Origin of the sequence: Formicincola oecophyllae (assembly GCF_006542395.2) — a bacterium.
Classification (GTDB): domain Bacteria; phylum Pseudomonadota; class Alphaproteobacteria; order Acetobacterales; family Acetobacteraceae; genus Formicincola; species Formicincola oecophyllae.
In genome coordinates this window covers 990,594-1,012,779 of record NZ_CP038231.1, presented here as the reverse complement: position 1 = coordinate 1,012,779, position 22,186 = coordinate 990,594, and the positions used below count along the sequence as shown (strand labels likewise).

Annotated in this window: 21 protein-coding genes, 1 pseudogene and 1 riboswitch; of the genes and pseudogenes, 7 read left to right on the top strand and 15 right to left on the bottom strand. The window is 59.4% G+C overall.

Features of this window, described 5'->3' with window-relative positions; translation table 11 throughout:
* Positions 1 to 21: 21 nt before the first annotated feature.
* The 3 genes and pseudogenes from E3E12_RS04535 to ilvC form a co-directional block, all read right to left on the bottom strand.
* A complete protein-coding gene (locus E3E12_RS04535; RefSeq protein ID WP_141443275.1) occupies positions 22 to 327 on the bottom strand; it encodes a putative quinol monooxygenase in 306 nt (101 codons plus the stop codon).
* 78 nt (positions 328 to 405) lie between these two features.
* Positions 406 to 1,251, bottom strand: coding sequence for a 3-methyl-2-oxobutanoate hydroxymethyltransferase (panB, locus tag E3E12_RS04530; protein ID WP_141443274.1), 846 nt, complete (start codon positions 1,249 to 1,251; stop codon positions 406 to 408).
* A gap of 161 nt (positions 1,252 to 1,412) precedes the next feature.
* Positions 1,413 to 2,387, bottom strand: a pseudogene (gene ilvC / locus E3E12_RS04525) (ketol-acid reductoisomerase); the annotation flags it as partial.
* A 162-nt stretch (positions 2,388 to 2,549) separates the two neighbouring features.
* Here ilvC and E3E12_RS04520 point away from each other — a divergent pair.
* Positions 2,550 to 3,161: a hypothetical protein gene (locus E3E12_RS04520; RefSeq protein WP_141443272.1), complete on the top strand. Its 612-nt coding sequence runs from the start codon at positions 2,550 to 2,552 to the stop codon at positions 3,159 to 3,161.
* On the opposite strand, the gene miaA is transcribed toward E3E12_RS04520, so the two are convergent.
* A complete protein-coding gene (miaA, locus tag E3E12_RS04515) occupies positions 3,116 to 4,183 on the bottom strand; it encodes a tRNA (adenosine(37)-N6)-dimethylallyltransferase MiaA (RefSeq protein ID WP_141443271.1) in 1,068 nt (355 codons plus the stop codon). The two genes, E3E12_RS04520 and miaA, sit on opposite strands and share 46 nt — an antisense overlap.
* Here miaA and serB point away from each other — a divergent pair.
* Positions 4,182 to 5,075: a phosphoserine phosphatase SerB gene (gene serB / locus E3E12_RS04510; protein WP_141443270.1), complete on the top strand. Its 894-nt coding sequence runs from the start codon at positions 4,182 to 4,184 to the stop codon at positions 5,073 to 5,075. The two genes, miaA and serB, sit on opposite strands and share 2 nt — an antisense overlap.
* Positions 5,076 to 5,189: 114 nt before the next feature.
* Here serB and E3E12_RS09100 read toward each other — a convergent pair whose 3' ends face one another.
* Positions 5,190 to 5,741 carry a DUF721 domain-containing protein gene (locus E3E12_RS09100; RefSeq protein WP_168194385.1) on the bottom strand — a complete coding sequence of 184 codons (552 nt, stop codon included), beginning with the start codon at positions 5,739 to 5,741 and terminating at the stop codon, positions 5,190 to 5,192.
* Between E3E12_RS09100 and E3E12_RS04500 the strand changes: the two genes are divergently transcribed.
* Positions 5,740 to 6,807, top strand: coding sequence for an A/G-specific adenine glycosylase (locus E3E12_RS04500; protein ID WP_141443268.1), 1,068 nt, complete (start codon positions 5,740 to 5,742; stop codon positions 6,805 to 6,807). The two genes, E3E12_RS09100 and E3E12_RS04500, sit on opposite strands and share 2 nt — an antisense overlap.
* A 27-nt stretch (positions 6,808 to 6,834) precedes the next feature.
* On the opposite strand, the gene E3E12_RS04495 is transcribed toward E3E12_RS04500, so the two are convergent.
* On the bottom strand, positions 6,835 to 7,311 hold the full coding sequence (locus tag E3E12_RS04495; protein ID WP_141443267.1) for a hypothetical protein: 477 nt from the start codon (positions 7,309 to 7,311) through the stop codon (positions 6,835 to 6,837).
* 230 nt (positions 7,312 to 7,541) lie between these two features.
* On the opposite strand from E3E12_RS04495, the gene E3E12_RS04490 reads away from it, so the two are divergent.
* The 3 genes from E3E12_RS04490 (at position 7,542) to E3E12_RS04480 (ending at position 11,602) form a co-directional block, all read left to right on the top strand.
* Complete coding sequence (locus E3E12_RS04490; protein ID WP_141443266.1) at positions 7,542 to 9,239, top strand: alpha-keto acid decarboxylase family protein; 1,698 nt, start codon at positions 7,542 to 7,544, stop codon at positions 9,237 to 9,239.
* Between the two features lie 270 nt (positions 9,240 to 9,509).
* A complete protein-coding gene (adhP, locus tag E3E12_RS04485) occupies positions 9,510 to 10,574 on the top strand; it encodes an alcohol dehydrogenase AdhP (RefSeq protein ID WP_141443265.1) in 1,065 nt (354 codons plus the stop codon).
* Positions 10,575 to 10,792: 218 nt separating this feature from the next.
* Entirely contained in the window at positions 10,793 to 11,602 is an 810-nt protein-coding gene (locus tag E3E12_RS04480) for an alpha/beta fold hydrolase (protein ID WP_141443264.1), read from the top strand.
* Positions 11,603 to 11,701: 99 nt separating this feature from the next.
* Here E3E12_RS04480 and hisD read toward each other — a convergent pair whose 3' ends face one another.
* From hisD to E3E12_RS04435, 9 genes are all read right to left on the bottom strand, one after another.
* A complete protein-coding gene (gene hisD / locus E3E12_RS04475) occupies positions 11,702 to 13,021 on the bottom strand; it encodes a histidinol dehydrogenase (RefSeq protein WP_141443263.1) in 1,320 nt (439 codons plus the stop codon).
* A 63-nt stretch (positions 13,022 to 13,084) separates the two neighbouring features.
* Positions 13,085 to 13,729: an ATP phosphoribosyltransferase gene (hisG, locus tag E3E12_RS04470; RefSeq protein WP_141444077.1), complete on the bottom strand. Its 645-nt coding sequence runs from the start codon at positions 13,727 to 13,729 to the stop codon at positions 13,085 to 13,087.
* A 95-nt stretch (positions 13,730 to 13,824) separates the two neighbouring features.
* The gene (gene gmk, locus E3E12_RS04465) at positions 13,825 to 14,571 is read right to left on the bottom strand and encodes a guanylate kinase (protein WP_141443262.1); all 747 of its coding nucleotides are present in this window, start codon (positions 14,569 to 14,571) and stop codon (positions 13,825 to 13,827) included.
* A gap of 34 nt (positions 14,572 to 14,605) precedes the next feature.
* Positions 14,606 to 15,088 (bottom strand): 6,7-dimethyl-8-ribityllumazine synthase, encoded by a 483-nt coding sequence (gene ribH, locus E3E12_RS04460; RefSeq protein ID WP_141443261.1) that lies wholly within the window; start codon positions 15,086 to 15,088, stop codon positions 14,606 to 14,608.
* Entirely contained in the window at positions 15,085 to 16,455 is a 1,371-nt protein-coding gene (ribB, locus tag E3E12_RS04455; protein ID WP_141443260.1) for a 3,4-dihydroxy-2-butanone-4-phosphate synthase, read from the bottom strand. Before ribB ends, ribH begins: the two co-directional genes overlap by 4 nt.
* Positions 16,452 to 17,147, bottom strand: coding sequence for a riboflavin synthase (locus E3E12_RS04450; RefSeq protein ID WP_141443259.1), 696 nt, complete (start codon positions 17,145 to 17,147; stop codon positions 16,452 to 16,454). Before E3E12_RS04450 ends, ribB begins: the two co-directional genes overlap by 4 nt.
* Positions 17,148 to 17,150: 3 nt before the next feature.
* Positions 17,151 to 18,242, bottom strand: coding sequence for a bifunctional diaminohydroxyphosphoribosylaminopyrimidine deaminase/5-amino-6-(5-phosphoribosylamino)uracil reductase RibD (gene ribD, locus E3E12_RS04445; RefSeq protein ID WP_141443258.1), 1,092 nt, complete (start codon positions 18,240 to 18,242; stop codon positions 17,151 to 17,153).
* A 187-nt stretch (positions 18,243 to 18,429) separates the two neighbouring features.
* A riboswitch (FMN riboswitch) is annotated at positions 18,430 to 18,623 on the bottom strand.
* Positions 18,624 to 18,840: 217 nt separating this feature from the next.
* Positions 18,841 to 19,392 carry a hypothetical protein gene (locus tag E3E12_RS04440; RefSeq protein WP_141443257.1) on the bottom strand — a complete coding sequence of 184 codons (552 nt, stop codon included), beginning with the start codon at positions 19,390 to 19,392 and terminating at the stop codon, positions 18,841 to 18,843.
* A gap of 314 nt (positions 19,393 to 19,706) precedes the next feature.
* Positions 19,707 to 20,582, bottom strand: a complete 876-nt coding sequence (locus E3E12_RS04435) for a Crp/Fnr family transcriptional regulator (protein WP_141443256.1) — start codon at positions 20,580 to 20,582, stop codon at positions 19,707 to 19,709.
* 354 nt (positions 20,583 to 20,936) lie between these two features.
* Between E3E12_RS04435 and E3E12_RS04430 the strand changes: the two genes are divergently transcribed.
* On the top strand, positions 20,937 to 21,974 hold the full coding sequence (locus tag E3E12_RS04430) for an OmpW/AlkL family protein (protein WP_240810433.1): 1,038 nt from the start codon (positions 20,937 to 20,939) through the stop codon (positions 21,972 to 21,974).
* Positions 21,975 to 22,186: the final 212 nt, after the last annotated feature.

Here is a 22,186-nt window from a genome sequence, read left to right as displayed (position 1 = left end):
TGGCCTCGTCATAAAGCTTAATCAGGCTGGCACGAGGGAGGCCAAACGCATGATCTCCACCTTGGCCTTCATAGCTTCAAGCGTTTTCAGCAGGGCCTGGAAATGCGGGGAGGCCTCATGGGCCTTCAGGCCAGCCTCGTCACGCCAGGCCTCGCTGGCCACAAAGCGCTCCGGGTCACCCATGTCTTGCCCAAAATCATAAAACAGGCACGCCGGCTCACGGCGGGAGGCCAGCACGCAGGTTTGGAAAGCCTTTGTGGCTTCCCCCAAGCTGTCCCCTGGCACGGTGACAATGGCGACGATGTTGATTTGGCTGGCTGCACTCATGAATTAACGCTTTCAGTCTGGCCGCTCCAAGGCGGCATGGCACAAGGGCCCCTATAATGGCGCCCTTTGCGGAAGTCATCAGCCCTGTGATGTGACCACGGCCGGGTCAACATGGGTGGTGTTGGCTTCCGCCGGGAAGGAACCAGTTTCCACTTCATGCCTGTAAGCTTCAAGGGCTGCCTGCGTTACCGACCCCACATCAGCGTAGCATTTGGCATGTTTGAACGGCTTGGTGCCGTACACGCCCAACAGGTCATGCCATACCTGAACCTGCCCATCACACCCAGAGCCGGCACCAATGCCTATAGTCACAGGGCTGAAACGGCGGGTGACCTCCTGGGCGACCTCAGCTGGTATGCATTCCAACAATAAACCAAAAGCGCCTGCAGCTTCATGGGCGCGCGCATCCGCCATCAAGGCCTTGATGCCAGCTTCATCGCGCGCTTGAACACGCAGCCCCATCTGATGCTGCGATTGCGGGCGCAAGCCGATGTGGGCCATGACGGGAATGCCGTTGTCAGTCAACCGCCGGACAAGCGGGGCCATTTCAGCGCCACCTTCCATCTTGATGGCCTGCGCACCGCCTTCAGCCATAAGCCTGTGGGCGTTTCTCAACCCCTCCTCCATGTTGGCGTAGGCCATGAAGGGCAGGTCGGCGATGACCATAGCGCGCCCAGCACCACGCGCCACCATGCGGGTGTGGTAGACCATTTCATCCACCGTAACAGGCAAAGTGCTGTCATGGCCCTGCACCACCATGCCTACTGAATCCCCAACCAGCACCAGTGGCAAACCTGCACGGTCTGCCAGCACAGCTGAAGGATAATCGTAGGTGGTCACCATGGTGATTTTACGCCCTTCAGCTTTCATTTTGCGCAAAGCTGCCAAGGTCGTTCGCTTGGGCGTTTCAAGGTAGCTGCTCATGATTTGGCCTTCTTCTTGCTTTTGTGGGCTTTGGTGCCAGCTTTTGAAGCCTTCCCTCTCTCCTTTTTACTGCCTTTGGATTCAGTCCCTGCCCCTTCTGGCTGCAGCACGATCAGGGCTTGGGATGGGGGCAGGGGCTGCGTTCCTTGCTTGGTTTGGCGTGCCAGGACAGAACGCAGCGCAGCGCCTGTGTGCTCCTGCAGGCTGTGTTCATCCCTGCGCCGGGCGGCATTCATCTTAATGCCGCCAGACTGGTTCTCCACCATGAAGTCACGCACGAAGGTGCCGTCCTGAATGGCGTCCAGCACTTCCCCCATGCGTTTCTTCACATTGGCGCCAACCACTTTGGGACCTTTGCTAATGGCCCCATACTCTGCCGTGTTGGAAATGGACCGGCTGACATGGCCCAAGCCCCCCTTGTAAAGCAGGTCCACAACCAGCTTCAGCTCATGAACACATTCAAGGTAGGCAATCTCAGGCGCGTAACCCCGCTCAACCAAGGTTTCAAAACCTGCTTTGACAAGCTCCATCATGCCGCCGCACAAAACCGCCTGCTCGCCGAAAAGGTCTGTCTCCATCTCCTCGCCAAAGCTGGTGGCCAGCATCCCAGCACGCCCGCAGCCCAAGGCAGCCCCATAAGCGTAGGCCAGTTCCCAGGCCTGCCCGCTGGCATCCTGGGCAACGCCAGCCAGACCCAGAACACCGGAACCTTTCTGGTATTCAGCCCGCACCGCCCAACCAGCCCCCTTGGGTGCCAGCAGGAACACGTCCAGGTCAGCACGCGGCCTGACCAGCCCTGCATGAACGGAAAGGCCATGCGCGAACCCCAACGCCGCCCCTTTCCTCAAATGGGGTTCCAAGGTCTTGTAAAGCGCGCCGTGGCCTTCATCAGGGGTGAGGATGAACAGAACGTCTGCCCATGCGGCAGCCTCCTCAGGGGTCATGACCGTAAAGCCTGCCTCCGCTGCTTGCTGGCGCGCTGGGGACTGGGGGCGGGCAGCCACCACCAAATCGCGCACGCCACTGTCACGCAGGTTGGCTGCATGGGCACGGCCTTGGTTGCCATAGCCCACCACTGCCACGCGGCGCCCTTGAATCAATCCAACGTCACAATCGCGGTCGTAACGTACATCCATGTTCATCGCTCCTCATCACGGCGGGGGCGAGGGAACCCCATGCCGCTGTGTGACTTCACCCTCAAGCCTTAACGCGCACTGGGTGGAAGTCCACTTCAAAACCCCGCTCATTTGCTCCTCACCGCACCATGAAGGGACTTTAACCCTTACGGTAACGTTTCCATGTCATATAAACAGACCGTCACAAAGCGTGAGACCATGACACAGCCCCACCCCACCCCCACCAAACCCCGCAAGCATAGACGCATCAGGCGCCGGCGCCGCGGCAAGGTGCTGTTCTGCACCGCCATGGTGCTGGCTTGCCTCCTGTGGTGCGCCATGGGCCTCGTTACCTTGTTTGACCTGACCTTCAACGGTGTGCCGCAATTCGTCAGCGCGCGCCCCTTGCTGGCCACGTTCATGGTTGGGGCACTTCTCACCAACTCCATCACCTACATCATTATTGTCCGCACTCTGTTGCGCTCGATCAAACAACCTGAACTCTATTCAGGACGTAAAGCAGCGGTGATGCTTGTGGTGGCACTGCTTTACGGTCTTTCAGCGCTGCCTGGCGAACGCATCCTGGGCTTGACGACCCTTTATCTGCTTAATGCTGGACCATTCGACACAACCATCTACGTGGGCAACTGCCTGTTCGCCTTGGCGTTCATGGCCATCATGGTTTCACCAGCCTTGTTGCTGGGACGTTTGTTCCGGGAAATTTTCAGGCGCCCGCCCACGCCGCGCGTTCAGCGTTTCAAGCCACTTTCAAAGCGCATCCCCAGGCGCGCCTGAAGGAAATCCGCCACTTGGCGCCATACACCCTCCATCTCTGCTGATGGGGCATGGGGGTTCTCAAAACGCGCCTGCAGGACCAGACGGTCGCTCACCGCCCCTAAGGGATGGTGTCTGAACCACGTGGCCTGGCGCTTTGTGTAGCGCACGGTCGCCCTAGTTGCCGCATCAGCTGCCTCCTCAAGGGTCATGGCGCCAGCCAGCACGGCACGCAGCTCCGGCACGCCGTGGGCCCGCAGCAATGGCAACTCATCCTCCAAGCGCCCTGCAGCAGCCAGCTCGTTTTCAAGCGCCCGCACCTCCTCCAACGCGCCATGGCGCACCATGGCGCCAAAACGCTTCCTGATGGCCGCGCGCAACGCATCACGGGGTGGGTCAAGCAAAATAAAAATATAGCGCGCTCTAAAGGCGCGGCTTTCCGCTTCGCGCCACCACCAGGCCAGCCCATGGCCTGTACTGCGCCAAACCTCCCATGCCCTGATGACGCGCTGCGGGTCCTGGGGGCGCAGCCTCAAGGCTGTTTCAGGGTCTGCCAAACTCAGTTTGGCATGAAGCCCGCCACTGCCCAGCTGCTTGCAGAGGGTGCGGGCTTCAGCGCGGGCTTCAGCGGTCGGGGAGGGCACGTCAGCCAGGCCATGGGCCAGGGCATTGAGGTACATCCCCGTTCCCCCACACAACACAGGCAACTGCTCTTGGCTGCGTGCAGCGCTTATCTCCCCCACGGCTAGCGCACACCAACCAGCCACTGTGCCTTTGCGCCAAGGCGGCAAAATGCCATAAAGCCGGTGTGGCACTGCTGCAGCCTCCAGAGCATCCGGTCTGGCCGTCAGCACACGTAGCCCCCTGTAAAGCTGCATGGCATCAGCATTGATGACGCAGCCCCCAAAGGCCTGCGCCAGGCGCATGGCCAGGGCAGACTTGCCGGAGCAGGTGGGACCCGCCACAACGAGAAGCGGCTCAGAAGCTTTCGCCCCTGCCGCTTCTGCCTTATCAACCGGAACGGAACCGAGGCTCTTCAGCATGTCTTTACCCAGCATCCTTACGCTCGTTGCCAACCGCCGCGACAACACCCTGTCCAAAGAAGCCATTGAACTTGGGCGCGACATCGTCAAGGGCGCAGCCCCCGTCACCCTCTCTGAGGGCGAGGCCGTTGAGATCCCCTTCACCACCAAGGACCGTGTTGCCGCTGTTGAAGCAGCGCGCAAAGCCCTGGGCACTGAGCAATACCGCGTTGACACCATCGTGACGGGCACAGAGTGGCGCCGCAAAATGGTCCTCATCAGCGACATGGACAGCACCACCGTTGATGGCGAAACCATGGACGATCTCGCCAAGCTCAACGGCACTGGCGAAAAATGCGCTGAAATCACCCATGAAGCCATGAACGGCAAAATGGATTTCGCCCAGAGCATCCGCGCCCGCGCCATGCTCCTGCGCGGCCTGACGGTGCAGGACCTGGAAAAAACCCTTCAAGGTTTCAAGCTCGCAGACGACATCGAAGAGCTTGTGCGCACCATGAACGCCAACCATGCCCTGACCGCGCTGGTTTCAGGCGGCTTCACTTGGTTCACCAGTCGCATTGCCAAAGTTGTGGGCTTTGACTTCAACTATGGCAACTTCCTTGAAATCAAAGATGGTGTCGTCACAGGCAAGCTGCTTGGACCGATCCTGGGTCCGCTTCAGAAGCGCGAGCACCTCATTGACCTGTGCAAGCGCCGTGGTGTGACCATCAAGGACTCCATCACCACCGGCGATGGCGCCAATGACATTCCCATGCTGACGGCCGCTGGGCTTGGCGTTGCCTACCATGCCAAACCTTCCGTGCGCAAAAAGGTCCATGAGCAAGTGAATTTCTGCGGCATGCGCGCCCTTCTGTTCGCCCAGGGCTACCACGCCAGCCAGATCATCAAATAAGCTCCCCAGCGCTGCATCCTGGTTAAGGGCAGCGCGGAACTCCTCCAAAGCCACCCATGCCGCGCCCTGGCTCGATACCTAGGGCGCGGTTTTGTGTTTTTCGGGCTACCCCCTTCAGGGGTTGAGGTGGCGCCCCAACCGCAACAAGGCTGCGCGCAAGCGCCCTTCAGCCATCTGTTCCACTTCCAGGCCAGCCTGCCCACCCAAGCGCCTGACAGCTGGCTCCGGACGCAGATGGGGTCTAGGGCGGGCGAACTGCCCCGCTTCCTGCCTAATGCGCATCCGCTGAATCCCTTCACCCCCATGCCAACCGCAACTCAAATTAATGCGCTTGATGAGCTGGGGTGCACCATATTGAATGTCCATCATCACTTCAGGCGCGCAGCCCACAATCAGGTCACCATCGCGGTACTGGCGCGGTGCGCTGTAACGCGCCAAGTATGGGCCCATGATGGATGGCCACTCCACCATGAGCCTGATCAGCACGTTAGGCCTTTTGTGACAGGCCGTTTTACCCAGGCGCGTCACCAACAAGCCAATGTGCAAAGTCGTAAAGGCCCTTCCCTGCTCCTCCCCGCCAGTTTTCCCACTTCCGCGTTGAGGCTGCTTCCTCGGTTTTTTTTCCGCTTGCGCCCAACGCGTTTTGGCTTTCTGTCTGGGTGCCATGACACTCTCCCTCCCTTCCGCCCAAGCTTTGTTGAACTGGTATGGGCGCCACCGCCGTTCCATGCCGTGGCGGGCTTATGGGCAACTCATGGCCCCTTACCATGTCCATGTCAGCGAAATCATGCTGCAGCAAACCACCGTGGCGACAGTGCGGCCTTATTATGGGCGCTTCCTGGAACGTTTCCCAACTGTCACGGCGTTGGCTGAGGCGCCATTGGACGCTGTGCTGAAAAACTGGGAAGGCCTTGGCTATTACCGCCGCGCCCGTGGGTTGCACAAGGCTGCGCAGGCGGTCTTGGCCCATGGCGGCTACCCCACCACCGTGGCAGGGCTGGCCCAACTGCCAGGCATTGGAGCCTATACGTCACGCGCCATTGCCAGTCTGGCTTTTGGCGTGCCCACCATCCCGGTGGATGGCAATGTGGAGCGCATCATGGCGCGCCTTTACGCTGTCTCCACCCCCCTGCCTGCCGCCCGGCGGGAATTGGCGTCCTTGGCAGCTCGTTTTGAGCAGGACAAGACCGTTCAAGCCCACCCCTCTGATTTCACCCAAGCCTTGTTTGACCTGGGTGCCACCCTGTGCACACCGCGCCAGCCAGCCTGCGCTCTCTGCCCCTGGCGTGACGCCTGCCACGCGCGCCAGGAAGGGGTGGCTGAAATGCTCCCCAAGCGCACGCCTCCCAAAGCTCGGCCTGTACGCTACGGCATGGCTTTTCTGGTGGAAAATGGCCAAGGCTACGTTTTGATGCGCCGGCGACCTGAAAAAGGCATTTTAGGTGGTTTCCATGAACTGCCTTCAAGCGCGTGGGTGGAGGCCTGTCCAAACCTTGAACAGGCGCTGCCCCAGGCTGGGCTGGAGCAACTAGCCCTGCAACCTTGGCAGCTGGCGGGGCAGATTAAGCATGTATTCACCCACCTGGAACTGCACCTTACCATCCAGAAGCTCCCTGGCCCCCTTCTGGAAAGGTCACTGCCACCCCAAGCAGGGCTGGCCTGGACAGCGCCTGGGGAAGTCCCTTGCTCCACGCTGCTGCGCAAATGCCTCAAGCTGGCAAGCTCTTCATGAAGCTAGCCAGCAGGCTGCTGCCCACGCTCAGCGGCGCGCTGGGGCTTTGCTGTTGGCTTGGCACACTTTGTGGGTCACGTTGCTGAACTTACCCACCAAATAAGCCTCCACCTCCTGGATGGCGCCAATCACGCGCATGGCTTCATCACCCTGCGTGCCCCATGTGCAGGCTGGGCCAGACATGGGGCCGTAATGCACACGCAGCTCCTGGCCCTGGCGTTCCGTGTTGGCAGCAACCAACGGCGCTTTGGCAGGCGTGAACAAGCCCGCCCCACCCTTGCGGACCTCCTCAGCGGCCTGCGCAAGGCTGGCAGGCTTGGCCGGCAGCAGCCCTGCCCAATCCTTGACCAGCACAACCTCATAGTCTGGCTCCCCCTTGGTGGTGCCAGCTTTAGGCAGCGCCACAATCAGCCAGTGCCCAAACTCAGCAGCCTTGGCTGAAGCGACAGGGAAAAACACAGCGAAGGCGCCATCTTCGCATTCAAAAGGGCGGACGGTCGACATGGTGCAATCTCCTTGAAATCCAACTTCATGCTGGCGCAGTCCAAGCCTAAACCTGCCATGGACATCGCCTGCACGGTGCAGTCTAGCCCCTCACAAGAGGGGCCGCACCAGGGTGGCGGCTGCCATGCGTGCAGCAATGCGCGCGCGTATGGGCAGATGGCCACCAGTGTGGGTGGACGCCTGGGCAAAAACAGTCCAGGTTCCGGCAAGGTTCATCCATGGAGGATCTCATGACATTCACAGTTGGCGAGTATCTTGCCGAACGCCTGGTCCAGATCGGGCTTAAAGACCATTTCGCCGTTGCTGGCGACTACAACCTCGTTCTTCTCGACCAGCTGCTGAAGAACAAGCACTGGAACCAGATCTACGACTGCAACGAGCTGAACTGCGGCTTCGCTGCCGAAGGCTACGCCCGCTCCCATGGCGCTGCCATGTGCGTGGTGACCTACAGCGTTGGCGCCATTTCCGCCATGAACTCTGCCCTTGGCGGCAGCTATGCTGAGCACCTGCCAGTTCTGCTGGTTTCTGGCTGCCCCAACAGCAACGATTATGGCACAGGCCACATCCTGCACCACACGATCGGCACCACCGAGTACGCCTATCAGCAGGAAATGTGCAAGCAGATCTGCGTTGCGACCGAATCCATCACGCAGCCTTTCGAGGCGCCTGAGAAGATCGACCGCGTCATCCGTGAGATGATGCTGCACCAGCGCCCTGCCTACCTCGAAATTTCCTGCAACGTGTCAGGCCTCGAGTGCGATCGCCCCGGCCCGCTGAGCGAGCTGCTGCCTGAGCTGGTCACCGACCGCAAATCCCTGGACGCCGCCGTTGAAGCCGCTGCCAAGTTCATTGGCAAATCCGACAACGTCGTGATGCTGGTTGGCTCCAAGGTCCGCCCTGCTAAAGCTGAGAAAGCCACCGTTGAGCTGGCCGACAAGCTGGGCTGCGCCGTGACCATCATGGCCGCTGCCAAGAGCTGCTTCCCTGAGCAGCACAGTGGTTTCCGCGGCGCTTATTGGGGCATCGTCTCCACCGGTGACGCTGAGAAGCTGGTTGAAGACGCCAATAAGAGCGGCGTTCTGATCCAGGTCGGTCCGAACTGGAACGATTACGCCACCGTTGGCTGGCATGCCTGGCCCCGTGGCAAGAACGTCCTTCTGATTCAGCCTAACCGCGTGCAGGTCGATGGCCGCAACTATGGCGGCTTCACCATGAAGGAGTTCCTGAAGGAACTGGCCAAGAAGGTTTCTGCCGCTCCCAAAAGCGCCCAGGGCACCAAGGCCCCCGTTCTGGACATCAAGGCGTCTGCGCCAGCTGACAAGCTGACCTGCGATGAGATGACGCGCCAGATCAACAACCTTCTGACGCCCACCACGACGCTGTTTGCTGAGACCGGTGACTCCTGGTTCAACGCCCTGCGCATGAACATGCCAAACGGCTGCCGCGTTGAGACCGAAATGCAGTGGGGCCACATTGGCTGGTCTATCCCCTCTGGCTTCGGTTCTGCCATTGGTGCGCGCGACCGCCAGCACCTCATCATGTGCGGTGACGGCTCCTTCCAGCTCACCTGCCAGGAAGTGGGCCAGATGGTCCGCTACCAGCTGCCGGTCATCATCTTCCTGATCGACAACCACGGCTACGGCATTGAGATCGCCATTCATGACGGTCCCTACAACTACATCCAGAACTGGAACTACGCTGCCCTGATGCCCGCCTTCAACGGCGAGACAGGTCACGGTCTGGGTCTGATGGCCAAAACCGCTGGCGAGCTTGAGGACGCCATCAAGAAGGGCCTTGCCAACCGCAAGGGCCCGACCTTGATCCAGTGCGTCATCGCGCAGGACGACTGCACGAAGGACCTGCTGACGTGGGGCAAGGAAGTCGCTTCCACCAATGCACGTCCTCCCGTCATCAACGACTTTAAGTAAGTCGCTGACGGTCAGGCGCCTTTGCTAAGCCCCTGTTCCCCCCTGGCCACCATGGCCAGTTGGGTGGGGAGGGCACAAGTCAAAGGCGCTTAAAGCCAGAATGATACCAGCACCTTGCTGGTACTTATTCCAGGCACGCAGGGCATATATGTGCCCTGCATCAGGGGGAATGCTTGATAAAGCCTTTCCCCCGCCCAAAATCACTTTCAGACAATCTAGTCATGATGTTCTGCAGCTTTTGCGGGTGCAGGCGTCACTAGGGAGAAAATCATGAAAGCTGTTGTTTGCGCACCTGGCAAAACCATTGCCATTGAAGACGTCACCCTGCGCCCCCTGCGCCCTACTGAAGCGCTGGTGAAGGTTGAATGCTGCGGCGTTTGCCATACCGACCTGCACGTGGCCGCTGGTGATTTCGGCGACCACACTGGCCGCATCCTGGGCCATGAAGGCGTTGGCCGCATCACCAAACTTGGTTCAGACGCCACTTCCATGGGCCCGCAGCCTGCCAAAATTGGCGACCGCGTTTCCATTGCCTGGTTCTACGAAGGCTGCGGCCGTTGCGAATACTGCACCACGGGCCGTGAGACCCTGTGCCGTTACGTCTTGAACGCTGGCTTCACCGTCAATGGCGCCATGGCCCAGGAATGCATCGTTGTTCCCAGCTATGCCGTTCCTGTGCCTGAGGGCCTTGATTCAGCCACCGCCAGCTCCATCACGTGCGCTGGCGTGACAACCTACAAGGCTGTCAAGGTTTCCAAGATCAAGCCTGGCGAGTGGATTGTCATCTTCGGTGTTGGCGGTCTGGGCAACCTGGCGCTGCAGTGGGCCAAGAACGTGTTCAACGCGAAGGTCATCGCTGTTGACGCCAACCCTGCCGCCCTGGATTTCGCCAAGGAGCTGGGCGCTGAAGTAGTGATCAACCCCATCCATGAAGATGTGGTGAAGATCATCCGCGAGCACACCGGTGGCAACAAGCCCCTCGAAAATGGCACCATCCCTGGTGGCGCCTGGGCTGCTGTGGTGACCGCCACTGCCAAGGCCGCCTTCAACGCCGCTGTTGACTGCGTGCGTGCTGGTGGTGTCGTTGTAGCCGTTGGCCTGCCGCCAGACAAAATGGACCTGTCCATCCCCCGCCTGGTTCTGGATGGCATTGAAGTCATCGGTTCGCTGGTTGGTACCCGTCAGGACCTGCGTGAGTCTTTCCAGTTCGCTGCTGAAGGCAAAGTGAAGTGCAAAACTGAGCTTCGCCCCCTGGAAGACGTCAAGAAGATCTTTAAGGAAATGGAAGAAGGCAAAATCCGTGGCCGCATGGTCATTGATTTCTCCAAATCCTAAGCTCTTCAAGCTGAGCTGACCACTTGGTTTGAATAAAACCTTGGGTCATGAAAGCTGGTTGAGGGGTATACCCCCTCAGTCTGACTAGGAAAGCCCGGTTCGCAAGAGCCGGGCTTTCCTTATGGGGTCACAGCCTCCATGCTTCATGAAACCACCAGGGACACATTCTATTGCTAGCCCTGACTAGCCCTCCCAACACTGCCTGAGAACCATTTTTGATGAGACTAGCTAGCTATCACCGTACTGAAACCAGCTCTCCCCACGCCCCTGCCGTGCTTTTGCTCCATGGTGTTTTGGGGCGGGGACGCAATATGGGGCAGCTTCAACGTGCTTTGGCGCCCCATTGCCGAACGTGGGCGTTGGATCTGCGTTCCCACGGTGAAAGTCCCGCTGGCCCTTTAAGCTACCAAGCCATGGCCACTGATGTGCTGGAGACCATGGACAGCCTTGGATTGAACCAGGCTTACATCATTGGCCATTCCATGGGCGGCAAAACAGCTATGGCCATCGCCCTGACGGCCCCAGAGCGCGTTCAAGGCCTGGTTGTGGGCGACATTGCCCCCCTGCCTATCAGCAATGGCCATGCAGCCTTGGCCCAAACCTTAGCGCAAAGCCCCCTGCCCCCTTTGGCAGACCACAAAGCGGTGCAAGATTATTTTAAAAGCTTTACTAATTCAGAAGCTTTGGTGGCGTTGTTGGGGCAGAATGTGCGCCCTGACCGAACGGGCAAGCCAGCGCAATGGCAATGCAGCATCACGGATATCGCCGCAGGATTTAAGAATGTGGAAGATTGGCCTGCCCAACTGACCATCCCCCATGTGAAGCCTTACGAAGGCCCCACCTTGTTTGTGCGCGGTGCGCACTCAAACTACATTGATGGCGCTGGCGTTCAGGCCCTTAAAGACCTTTTTCCCCAAGCCCATCTTGAAACCATCCCCCAGGCAGGCCATTGGCTGCATGTTGAACAGCCCGACCTTTTCCAAAAAATTGTGTTGAACTTCCTCGCCTCCCAAAGCCCGCACCCCTAACAGCACCAGTCCGGTTTTCCACCCCATAAAAATACAGCCAGTCCTTTGGAGGCTGGCTGTGTTGGGGAAAGTGAAAGGTCAGCGCTTGGTCGCGAACGTTCAGGCTTTGGGTTTCTGCCCTTGTTCAGCCAGGGCCTTCAAACGCGCTGCCATGCTCAAACCATGGGCATCCAGCCCTTCTTCACGCGCCAAGGTTACGCCAGCTGGCCCAACGGCTTTCAGCCCTTCACCATCTGTCTCAATGGAGGTGGTGCGCTTGAGGAAATCATGCACTGCAAGCCCTGAGGAGAAACGGGCGGTACGGCTGGTGGGCAGCACATGGTTGGGACCACCCACATAATCCCCTACAGCTTCCGGACAAAAACGGCCCATGAAAATGGCTCCAGCATGGCGGATCGCCTGGGCGAACTGGCGTGGTTCATCCAGCATCACCTCCAGGTGCTCTGGCGCGAATTCATTGGCCACTTCAGCGGCTTCATCCCAATTGCGTACCACTACGATGACGCCATGGTCACGCCAACTTTTTTCAGCGATGGCACGGCGTGTGAGGGTTTCAAGCTCCCGCTCAACTGCTTTTTCCACTTGGTGGGCAAAATCCACGTCATTCGTGATGAGAACGGCCTGGGCCTGCTCGTCATGTTCTGCCTGGGCAAGCAGGTCAATGGCCACCAAGCGTGGATCATTGTTGGCATCAGCCACTACAACCACCTCAGAGGGGCCCGCCACGCTATCGATGCCCACATGACCGAAAACCTGGCGCTTGGCTTCCGCCACATAGGCGTTGCCTGGGCCAACGATGCGGTCAACTGGCTTCATGCTCTCCGTGCCGTATGCCATGGCCCCCACAGCCTGGGCCCCACCCACGCGGTAGACTTCATCCACACCGCACAGAAGGGCTGCGGCCATCACCAACGGGTTAAGCTGCCCACCAGGAGTTGGAACGCACATGGCCAAGCGCTTGACCCCAGCCACCCGCGCAGGAAGAGCGTTCATGAGGACAGAGGTGGGATAGGCCGCCTTGCCCCCTGGCACGTACAACCCTACAGCATCAAGCGGGATCCAGCGCATACCCAGGCGTAAGCCAGCCGCATCAGTGTAATCGATATCTTCAGGCAGCTGCGCTTCATGGAAAGCCGTGATGCGGGCAGCAGCTAAACGCAGGGCGTCCATGGTGGCGGGCGCTACGAGGGAAGCGGCCTTTTCCATTTCAGCACGGCTAACGCGAAGCTGGACCGGGGTGATGTCCATATGGTCAAAGCGGTTGGTGTAGGCGCACAGCGCTTCATCACCACGCTTGCGCACATCCTGCAGGATGTCGCGCACTGGCCCAGCCACGCTTTGGGTGTCTGAACCGCGCTGGGCCATAACGGCAGCCAGCTGCTGGTCAAAATCAGGGTTGGTGGTCTGAAGGAACTTCATGAGGTTTTCCAGTCCATTCAATGCCAGCCTGCCTGATGGAGGGTGGCCAGCTACAGCTTAAGGTCAGAGGCCGCCCTGGAGCGCCTCCCGAAAACGGTTAATCAAGTCACGCACCGCTTCAGGGTGCGTTTTCATGGCCACGCGGTTGACGACCAGCCTACTGCTGATGGGGGCGATGTCTTCCATTTCCACCAGCCCATTGGCGCGCAATGTGGCGCCTGTGTCCACCAGGTCAACGATCACATCGGCCATGTTCAGCACAGGGGCCAGTTCCATGGCGCCGTGCAGATGTAGGATTTCCGCGTTGATGGAACGCGCGGCGTAAAAGCGCCTGGCGGTTGCGGGGTATTTGGTGGCCACACGCAACCTTGAGAGTGAAGCCAGCTCCTCAGGGTCGCGGCTTTCAAGGCGCGCCACCGCCAAGCGGCAGCCCCCTATCCCAAGGTCCAGTGGGGCGCAGATGTCAGGGTAGTCAAACTCGCTAAGGACATCAGAGCCGCAAACGCCCAAGGCGGCACCGCCATAAGCCACAAATGTCGCCACATCGAACGAGCGCACGCGCACAATGTCCAGCCCTGGATCTGACGTTTTGAACCGCAAGTGGCGGCTGCTTTCGCTGATGCAGTCCTCAGGAAGGTTTAGGCCTGTGCGGGCCAAAACAGGGCGTAATGCTTTAAGGATGCGCCCCTTGGGAAGCGCCAGCACCATGGGGATGGGGGGGGGAGTCTGGTTCGTCACAGCGACCTCTTATCACGTCTGGCGCTCTTCATCAGCGCCCTTATCAGCAACCCTGACCTGGCCTTTCAGGATGGCAGCCCTGTGGCAGCCGCCCCTGAAGCGAAACTGTTGACCAATGCAGCCACATCAGGACGGCGGCCAACGGCCTGACGCGCCGCCACCAGGATGGCCTGGGCCTTGGCGATGGCGTGGTCGAGGTCATCATTGACGATGACGTGGCCGAACTCCCGCCAATGGGAGATCTCCGCCAAGGCTTTGCCCATGCGCTTTTCTATGGTGGCCATGCTGTCAGTATTGCGCCCCACCAGGCGGCGCCTCAGCTCCTCCAGGGAGGGGGGGAGGATGAACACGGAAACGACATCCCCAGGAAGGGCTTTGCTGACATGCCTGAAGCCTTGCCAATCAATGTCCAGAATGACGTCATGGCCTTCTGACAGGGCTTTCAAAACAGGCGCGCGCGGCGTGCCATAGCCATTGCCAAACACAGTGGCCCATTCCAGCAGTTCACCATCAGCGGCCATTTTCTCAAAGGTCGCCATGTCCCTGAAAAAATAGTCCCTGCCCTCTACCTCCCCTGGGCGCGGCTTGCGTGTCGTGACAGAAACGGAGGTGAAGATGTCCGCTGGATCCTTGGCGCGCAGGGCAGCGGCAATGGTGGATTTGCCAGCGCCTGAAGGGGCGGAAATCACATAAACCACACCACGGCGCGTCAACGACCTTGCCGCCTCAACATGCCCCCCCTCAGATGATCCCCCTTGGGTGGGGTGGAGGGAAAGGGTGGTGAGAGGCGCGGCAAAGGCTGTTGGCGTCATGGTAGGGGACTTTCAAGCAGGGGCTCAGTCGTGGTCAGGGTTTGACGGTCCGCATGAAGGAGACCGATTCAGCGCAGGCCGCTGCAGCCTCGCGACCTTTGTTGTGCACGTCATCCTGGGAGCGAACCAGCGCCTGGTCCTCGTCATAAACAGTCAGAATGCCAAATGAAACCGGTGTTTCAGCGGCAAGCTGCGCTTGCATGATGCCAAGCGTGGCCCCAAGGGAGATGAACTCGAAATGGGCCGTTTCCCCCTTGATGACACAACCAAGGCAAATAATGCCTTCATGGCGCCCCACCCTGATGAGGCGCTTAGCCATGAGGGGCATTTCAAAAGCGCCAGGCGCTTCATAGATATCCACGTGCTCAGCGCTGATGCCATGTTCAGCTAACCAGGCCAAGGCGCCATCACGCAGGCCTGACGTCACGCCCTCATTGAAGCGGCTGACGATGATGGCCATGCGCGGCGGTGGGGTCAGGGCTAGGCCTGTGGCGGCTGAATTGAGATGAATGCTCATGGTGCTTTTCCTTCTCCTTCGGCAGGGGAGTGTGAGGGGGGAGGAGCCGCAACCGCGCCCCCCGGCGCAGGCGCTTTCAGCAAGTGGCCCATCCGTACACGTTTCGTTTCAAGATAGCGACCATTGTAAGGACCCGCCCCAACTTGCAGGGGCTCTAAACCCGCAACAGTCATGCCTGCGTCCTCCAGCCCCTGGGCTTTACCAGGGTTGTTGGTCATCAAGCGCACTTGGTGTACGCCGAGCCCTTTCAACATGGTGGCCGCCACATGCCATTGGCGCCCATCCACAGGCAGGCCAAGGGCCACGTTGGCCTCCACAGTGTCCAATCCCTTGTCCTGGAGGCCATAAGCGCAGATTTTGTTGAACAGCCCAACGCCGCGTCCTTCATGGCCACGCATGTAAAGCAGAATGCCGCGCCCCTCTTCCCTGATGCGCGCCAACGCCGCCTGAAGCTGGGGGCCGCAGTCGCAACGTTTTGAGCCCAGTGCGTCACCTGTCACGCATTCTGAATGAACGCGTATCAAAGGGGCAGCCCCCTGGCCGCTGACATCGCCCAAAACCAGCGCCAGGTGCTCCTGACCTTTGCTGTCGCGGTAGGCATGTACGCGCATATCGTCATTGCACAGCGCTGTGGGAAGCTTGGCCTGCGCCCAGGCGCCCATAGCTGGCGCAGGTCCTGCGCTGGCAGGGGTGGCTTCTTTTTGGGATTGGGGGGTTGGGGCCAAAGGCTGCAGCCCATGAACCGCTATCCAGGAGCGTAGTTCCGCTATGGAAATCATGGGCAAGTTATGGGTGGCGGCAAAGTCTTCCAAAGCAGCGCCCCGCAGCATTTCACCATCAGGGCCCATGACTTCGACTATAGCTGCTGAAGGCTCCAAACCTGCGAGCTTCATCAAGTCCAGCGACCCTTCCGTGTGGCCTTGGCGTTGCAGAACGCCCCCAGGGGCTGCCCGCAAAGGGAAGATGTGCCCTGGGGAGACGAAATCCCCCCGCTGACTTTGGCTGCTGCCCACCAGTTTGATGGTATGCGCGCGGTCCGAAGCTGAAATGCCTGTGGTCACGCCATGGGCCGCCTCTACTGAGACCGTGAAGGCCGTGCCGCGTGGATCCTGGTTGTTCTGCACCATGGGCGCCAAGCCCAGCCTGTCCACATGGTCTGGCGTCAAGCATAGGCAAATCAGGCCGCAACCTTCACGCGCCATGAAAGTCAGGGCCTTTGGGGTGGCGAATTGCGCTGCCAAAACGAGATCGCCCTCATTCTCACGGTCCACATCATCTGTCATCAGGACCATGCGCCCTTGCCGCACGGCCTCCACAGCTTTGCGCAGGCGTTCAGGGACCACAGCCTGCTTATGCACGGCGGTCATGATTGCCCCCCTTCGCTACTCACCATGCTGGCTGGATGGCTTGGGGCCGCGCCACCTTGGCCAAAGCGCATCATGTTTTCAGCGTATTTGGCCAGGACATCAACCTCCACGTTGATTTTGTCCCCTACCTTCATCGTGCCCAACGCTGTGTGGGCCCATGTGTGGGGAATTATGGCCAGACCAATGGTGAACATGGCTTCTCCCCCTTGCTCTGTGGCGTCCGGCGTGTCGCTGAGGGTGTTGACGGTCAAGCTGACGCCATCAAGAGCAACGGAGCCCTTCTCCACCACATAGCGCCGCAGCCCCCACGGCACCGCCACCTGCAGGCGCCATGAATCACCTTCCTTCCGCACCGCTTCCAAGCGCCCGCAGCCATCCACATGACCTTGCACCATGTGACCGGAGAGCCTGGTTTGAAGGGCCACAGCGCGTTCCAGGTTGACCTTCCCCCCTTTTTGCAAGCGCCCCAAGGCTGTGCGTTGCAGCGTTTCGCCGCTGACATGGAAGCGCACTGGATCGTCTGAATTGGCTGGTTGGTTTTCCACCGTCAGGCACACGCCATTAACGGCGATGCTGTCACCGGCTTTCACGGTGTTTTTCTGGAAAGAGGCCTGCAACACCAACCCCATGCCATGGGGGGAGAGGCGCGCATCAAGCACTGTGCCCACCTGTTCTATAATTCCTGAAAACATGATTCAGTCCTGTCCTGCCTGGTTATGAAGGTATGAAGGTGAGAAGAGGGCAAGGCGTGCTGCGACCAAGGCAGCAGGCCCTTGTCCATAGCGTGTGCCATGGGCAGCGTTGACTTTGGCCGTCACGCGTTCTGCCAAACCTTGGGGCGCTGGGGTCTGCTCCACACTCAGCCAATCATCCCAGGCGTTTTCCCGTTTCAGCATGGCTAAAAGGGCTGGTCCGCCTTCAACAAGGGCATGATTGGCATGGTGCTTGGCCAAAATGGCCTGCATTTCAGCCACGCTGGTGCAGCGTTCCACCACAAAGCCCTCAGCCTGGCGTGCTTGCCGCCAATGCTCCGGAAGGCGGCCTTGGCGGTCAAAAACCAGCAAGGGCCGATTGGGCCTCGGGGAAACATCATCAACATGGCGCACCGTGAAGGTAGGATTGTCAGCCAGCACAGTGCCAATGCCAGTCACCACTGCATCCGTGGTGCGGCGCAGAACGTGGGCTAATTTCAGGGCTTCAGGCGATGTGAAGGTTTTCTGCCCAGGCGGGGGCAGCATACTGCCTTGGGCGTTCAAGGCCTGCTTAACAGTGAGCCACGCCTTGCCCGTGCGCTGCCGGTGGCAAAAAGGGGCAGCCAGCGCCCGGCAGGCGGCAGCTTCCCTTTCAAAATCTGGCATGGCGCCGAGGAAATGAACCGCCACCCCTCCATCACGCAGCTTGAGAGCGCCACCGCTGGCCTGAGCGTTGGGGTCAGCCTGCCCTAACCAAAGGTCTTTAAGGTGCAGTGACGCGAGCAAGTCAGCGCAAGGCGGCGTGCGCCCAAAGTGCGCGCAAGGCTCCAGGGTGACAAAGGCACTGTGGACGCGTTCCAGAACATGGCGCGCCCGCGCTTGCTGCACCGCCATGACCTCCGCATGGGGGGCGCCTGCTTTTTTATGGGCACCCACGGCCAGGACGGTGCCGTCCTCATCAAAAAGCGCACAGCCAACAGCAGGGTTGGGCGAAACAGCCCCCATGTGCAGACAAGCAGCATCCAGGGCTTTGGTAATGCCAGTCCGCAAAGCCTGTTCAGGCAGTTTGTCAGGAAAGATTTTTCTAGAAGTCACACATTCATCCTTTCCTGCCCGCCCACCAATCTGGAGAGGTTGGTGGGGAGCAGCTCAGGATGACTTTCACAAGGACGTCATGCAGCACCAGCACCATTCGCCACCTACGCGCAAAGCCACACCCAAAGCTCGGCAACGTGCCAAGCGTTCAAAGCGGGCCTGCCCGCGCAGCGGAAACAGAACTAGCCTGCGTTCTCTCACATCCGGACTGTGACCGTCGGCTCCGGATTTGCACCGGTATCTGCTTGACCCCACCGCTTTGTGAGCAGCAGGCGCTCGCGGGCTTCGCAACAGGAATATCTTGCCCCTTGTTTAAGGGTAGCCAGTTATTCAAGCAGCGTTACCGCCGGTGGGGAATTCCACCCCGCCCCGAGAACGTCATCATTACAACGCCCTAAATTATGGGCAAGAAAACGGCCTTTTACAAGCACCAAAGGCGCAACCACTCTACCCCCGCCCTAACCTGAACGCTGGCCATAAAAAAGCCTTCCCGCCCTCTGGTGACCAGAGTTTGGGAAGGCTTTGGCCCCACCCCGCAGCAAGGGTAGGGCAAGGCGCCCCAGAACCTGGGAACGCCCGCTTATCGTGAAGCTTGGGCTTACTGGCCGAACAAGGCGCCAGCGGCGTTCTTCAAGCCCTGAACGTCCTGCTTGGTCTGGTTCTTCAAGTTCTGCACAGCCTGCTGGGTCTGCTGCACGGCCTGGGCGCGCTGAGCCTGCTGCGCTTGAAGCTGCGCCTGCTGGGCCTGCAGCTTGGCCTGCTGCTGCTGCAGGGGCTGGGTCAGGTTATTCATTTTCTGCTGCAGGGCGTTCTGGACCTTAGCTTTTTCCTCAGCCGGCAGGTTCTGAACCTTCTGCTGCATGTCGGTCAGCTTGGCTTTCTGGTCATCATAACGCTTCTGAAGGCGTTCAATGTGCTTCTGCATACGCTCACGAGCACGGCCCTGAAGGTTCTGCAGTTTGTTCTGCTCTTCAGTGAGGCGGTTCTGCATGGCAGCCTGGCGCTGGGTCAAACGATTAAGCGTGTTGGTCATGTTGTTGAGGGCCTGCGTGCCAGGCAGGGGCTGCACCTGCGCCATGGCGGCTGGGGCGACAGACGTGGCAAAAGTGGCGCCGAAAAGAGCAGTGGCAATAAGACGTGCAGCTTTCATGGTAAGCTCCTGTTAGCTGGATCCACCCTTGCGTCCTGCCCTTCCAAGCCTGCTTTTCAGGCCTGCCAAAGGGCAGCATGCTGCCTGTGGCGGGGTGTTGAAGTTGTTACCCTATTTCCCAATCATGATGAAATCATGACAAAAACATCTAAAAAATGAAAAAATTGTTTTGATGAAAACCAGTTAAGCTCCCTGCGGCAGCAGTCATCATTTAGCCACTTTTGGTTTTTCCAGCTTTTTACATGCATTAATTCTTCCATCTGCCCTGAGCCAGCGAGCACGAACGTTGAGTTGAGCCCGAGTGCATCAGACTTTTACTGGTGGCCGGTGGCCAGTTCCATCAACTGGCGTGGCTGCAGAAACGTGACCCGGCACGCCCCCTGCAAACTAATAAGCCCTTCTTGCCTGAAAGCGCTGAAGGTGCGGCTGACCGTCTCCACCGTCAGGCCTAGATAATCTGCAATATCTGTGCGCGGCATCCACAAAGTCACCATCAGCCCAGCCAAATTGTCCACTGGGCGCATGGACCATTCCCTCACAGGGTGCATGGGCGAGGGGCAGGTCCTGTCCTGGGCATGAAGGCATTCAAGCAAGAAGGTGCTCACACGTTCACGTGCCGTCTTGCGTCCCAAAAGCACCAGCCTGTCCTGACTGTGCGCCAATTCACGACAGGCCTCCTGCCGCAGGCGCCGCGCCAGGAGAGGAATAGCCTGCGCAAGGCATTCCATGTCACCACGTCCCAAACGGCAAAGGCTAACTGGCCCCAGGGCTTCAGCGTTGAAATTGTAGTTTTCGCCAGCAGACAGACCTATGAAATCCCCGGCCCCCAGCAAAGCCGTGATTTGGCGGCGCCCATCTGGCAGCGACCGGTAAAGCTTCACACGGCCACTAGCCACAACATGGTAGTGCCGTGCTTTTTCTGAAGCTTCAATGAAGCATTGACCTGCTGCAACCTGAACATGCTCCGTAATATGGTGTGCCTCTTGAAGAAGCCTGGTCTGCCCAACCGCTTGCTGACTGGGCAACTCCGTAAGGTTGGCCTGCCTCTGCAAACCATGCCACAGGCACCGCAGGCGCCCAGCGCAACAATCAAACCCCACCTTCCCCAAACATGGCGTGGGGGGCTGGCCTTGGTCAGGTGAAGGCAAAGGGGGTGGGGGCTCTTCTAAAGATGGTGCCACTGTCGCCATGGGCTTTCCAAAAATCAGACATAGCAAGGGCTGTGACAAGGCCGCTTGAATGCCCCTATGTCCTGAAGAAGTGCTTGGCCTAGATGCCCCAGGGAACAGAATGTTGCGTTCCTGCCCAAGCAACTGATGCAGCCCTGCAACAGTCATGCCGCAGAGCAACCTCGCCCGCTCATAAAGCAATGGTTAATTGACTTATATCAAGGCTGGCGCCAGGCGCTCTCTGGTTGGATAGCGTCATTGATTTCAATTCATCTTGCCACTGTCTGCCGCCTCTGTCACTGCCCTTAGAAGGCTGGCAGTTCAAAGCGGCTTTTCCCCGCGATGCAGTGGCGGTGCCGATTGCAGGAATGCCCCATGTCCGTCACCCCTACCCGCCGCGCTGCCAAAGGCGCCACGCTTGGCCTGCTTTCCATGGCTGCCACTGCCGCCCTAGCCCTGCCAGCCATGGCAGCCGCTGCCCCTGTCACTACTGTGGCAACTACCAGCACTGGTGTGGCCCCCATGCCCAAAGGCATGCAGGCAGCCCCTGACGTCAACGTCAATGTGGCGGCCCCCGCTGATGACGACAGCGGCTGCGGTTTGTGGAAAACTTGCAAGAACACCCGCATTGGCTTTGGCGCGGGCGACATCGTTTTGGGCCTTTCAGCCATTGGTGTCATCACCAACAACACCTCCAGCGGCGTAACCATCAACGGCGTCAATGGCGGTGCTATGCTGGGCGGCAAGGGGGCGGCCCTCAACGGCAAGGGTACTAACTACATCCCTGGCACCAAGGGCGCCTACAGCAATGGCACGCACGGTAAGCACAGCTCGCTCACCAGCACTGACAACGCCATGCCTGAGATGACAATCCGTTATTTCATCACGGACAACATCTCCCTGGAGGCCATCGCCTCCATGGTGCACCTGCACTACTATGCGCATAACACGGCAGCCAGCACCCTCAACGCTGTCACCCACAACCAGCAATGGAACAAGCTGGATGTGGGCCACACTTGGGTGCTGCCCCCAACGCTGACAGCCGCCTGGCATTTCCGCCCTCACAAGCGTTTCAACCCTTATGTGGGCGTGGGCTTCATGCTGGCTTTCTTCCCCGACAACAGCCCTGGCAAGAACGACCAGGCCACTTTGGCTAAGCTGGGCGTGGGTGGGCACAACCGCCAGCTGTTCCAACGCTTGAAGATTCAAACCACCCCTGCTGTGGCGTTTGACTTCGGCTTTGACTACCAGGTGTTGGGCAATTGGTTCTGGAATTTTGACGTCAAGCAGGCCTTGATGCACACAAGCGTCTTCCTGAACCACAAACACGCCCAGCTGACCAACGGCCAGGTTCACGCCCACTCCTCCATCAACCCCACCATCCTGGGCACGGGCATCGCCTACCGTTTCTAAATGCCACGGCTTGGAAAACAGGCGGCTTGACGGGGCCGCCACCCTTCTTTAGCCCTTGAACTTTCGCCACCGACCGCCTTCACGCGCCAGCCGCCAGGCTTTGCCCGCTTGTCAACACAGGCAACCTGGTTTTTCTGCCCGCATGAAACTGACGGTAACGACTGACGAAGTTCCTTGCATGATCCTTCCTTGCCCCCCTCTGCGCGCTTTTC

What these genes read in the sequence shown, in the direction of transcription:
- E3E12_RS04535 (WP_141443275.1), bottom strand. Translation starts at nt 327, where the DNA reads ATGAGTGCAGCCAGCCAAATCAACATCGTCGCCATTGTCACCGTGCCA.
- panB (WP_141443274.1), bottom strand. Translation starts at nt 1,251, where the DNA reads ATGAGCAGCTACCTTGAAACGCCCAAGCGAACGACCTTGGCAGCTTTG.
- E3E12_RS04520 (WP_141443272.1), top strand. Translation starts at nt 2,550, where the DNA reads ATGTCATATAAACAGACCGTCACAAAGCGTGAGACCATGACACAGCCC.
- serB (WP_141443270.1), top strand. Translation starts at nt 4,182, where the DNA reads ATGTCTTTACCCAGCATCCTTACGCTCGTTGCCAACCGCCGCGACAAC.
- miaA (WP_141443271.1), bottom strand. Translation starts at nt 4,183, where the DNA reads ATGCTGAAGAGCCTCGGTTCCGTTCCGGTTGATAAGGCAGAAGCGGCA.
- E3E12_RS04500 (WP_141443268.1), top strand. Translation starts at nt 5,740, where the DNA reads ATGACACTCTCCCTCCCTTCCGCCCAAGCTTTGTTGAACTGGTATGGG.
- E3E12_RS09100 (WP_168194385.1), bottom strand. Translation starts at nt 5,741, where the DNA reads ATGGCACCCAGACAGAAAGCCAAAACGCGTTGGGCGCAAGCGGAAAAA.
- E3E12_RS04495 (WP_141443267.1), bottom strand. Translation starts at nt 7,311, where the DNA reads ATGTCGACCGTCCGCCCTTTTGAATGCGAAGATGGCGCCTTCGCTGTG.
- E3E12_RS04490 (WP_141443266.1), top strand. Translation starts at nt 7,542, where the DNA reads ATGACATTCACAGTTGGCGAGTATCTTGCCGAACGCCTGGTCCAGATC.
- adhP (WP_141443265.1), top strand. Translation starts at nt 9,510, where the DNA reads ATGAAAGCTGTTGTTTGCGCACCTGGCAAAACCATTGCCATTGAAGAC.
- E3E12_RS04480 (WP_141443264.1), top strand. Translation starts at nt 10,793, where the DNA reads ATGAGACTAGCTAGCTATCACCGTACTGAAACCAGCTCTCCCCACGCC.
- hisD (WP_141443263.1), bottom strand. Translation starts at nt 13,021, where the DNA reads ATGAAGTTCCTTCAGACCACCAACCCTGATTTTGACCAGCAGCTGGCT.
- hisG (WP_141444077.1), bottom strand. Translation starts at nt 13,729, where the DNA reads ATGGTGCTGGCGCTTCCCAAGGGGCGCATCCTTAAAGCATTACGCCCT.
- gmk (WP_141443262.1), bottom strand. Translation starts at nt 14,571, where the DNA reads ATGACGCCAACAGCCTTTGCCGCGCCTCTCACCACCCTTTCCCTCCAC.
- ribH (WP_141443261.1), bottom strand. Translation starts at nt 15,088, where the DNA reads ATGAGCATTCATCTCAATTCAGCCGCCACAGGCCTAGCCCTGACCCCA.
- ribB (WP_141443260.1), bottom strand. Translation starts at nt 16,455, where the DNA reads ATGACCGCCGTGCATAAGCAGGCTGTGGTCCCTGAACGCCTGCGCAAA.
- E3E12_RS04450 (WP_141443259.1), bottom strand. Translation starts at nt 17,147, where the DNA reads ATGTTTTCAGGAATTATAGAACAGGTGGGCACAGTGCTTGATGCGCGC.
- E3E12_RS04440 (WP_141443257.1), bottom strand. Translation starts at nt 19,392, where the DNA reads ATGAAAGCTGCACGTCTTATTGCCACTGCTCTTTTCGGCGCCACTTTT.
- E3E12_RS04435 (WP_141443256.1), bottom strand. Translation starts at nt 20,582, where the DNA reads ATGGCGACAGTGGCACCATCTTTAGAAGAGCCCCCACCCCCTTTGCCT.
- E3E12_RS04430 (WP_240810433.1), top strand. Translation starts at nt 20,937, where the DNA reads ATGTCCGTCACCCCTACCCGCCGCGCTGCCAAAGGCGCCACGCTTGGC.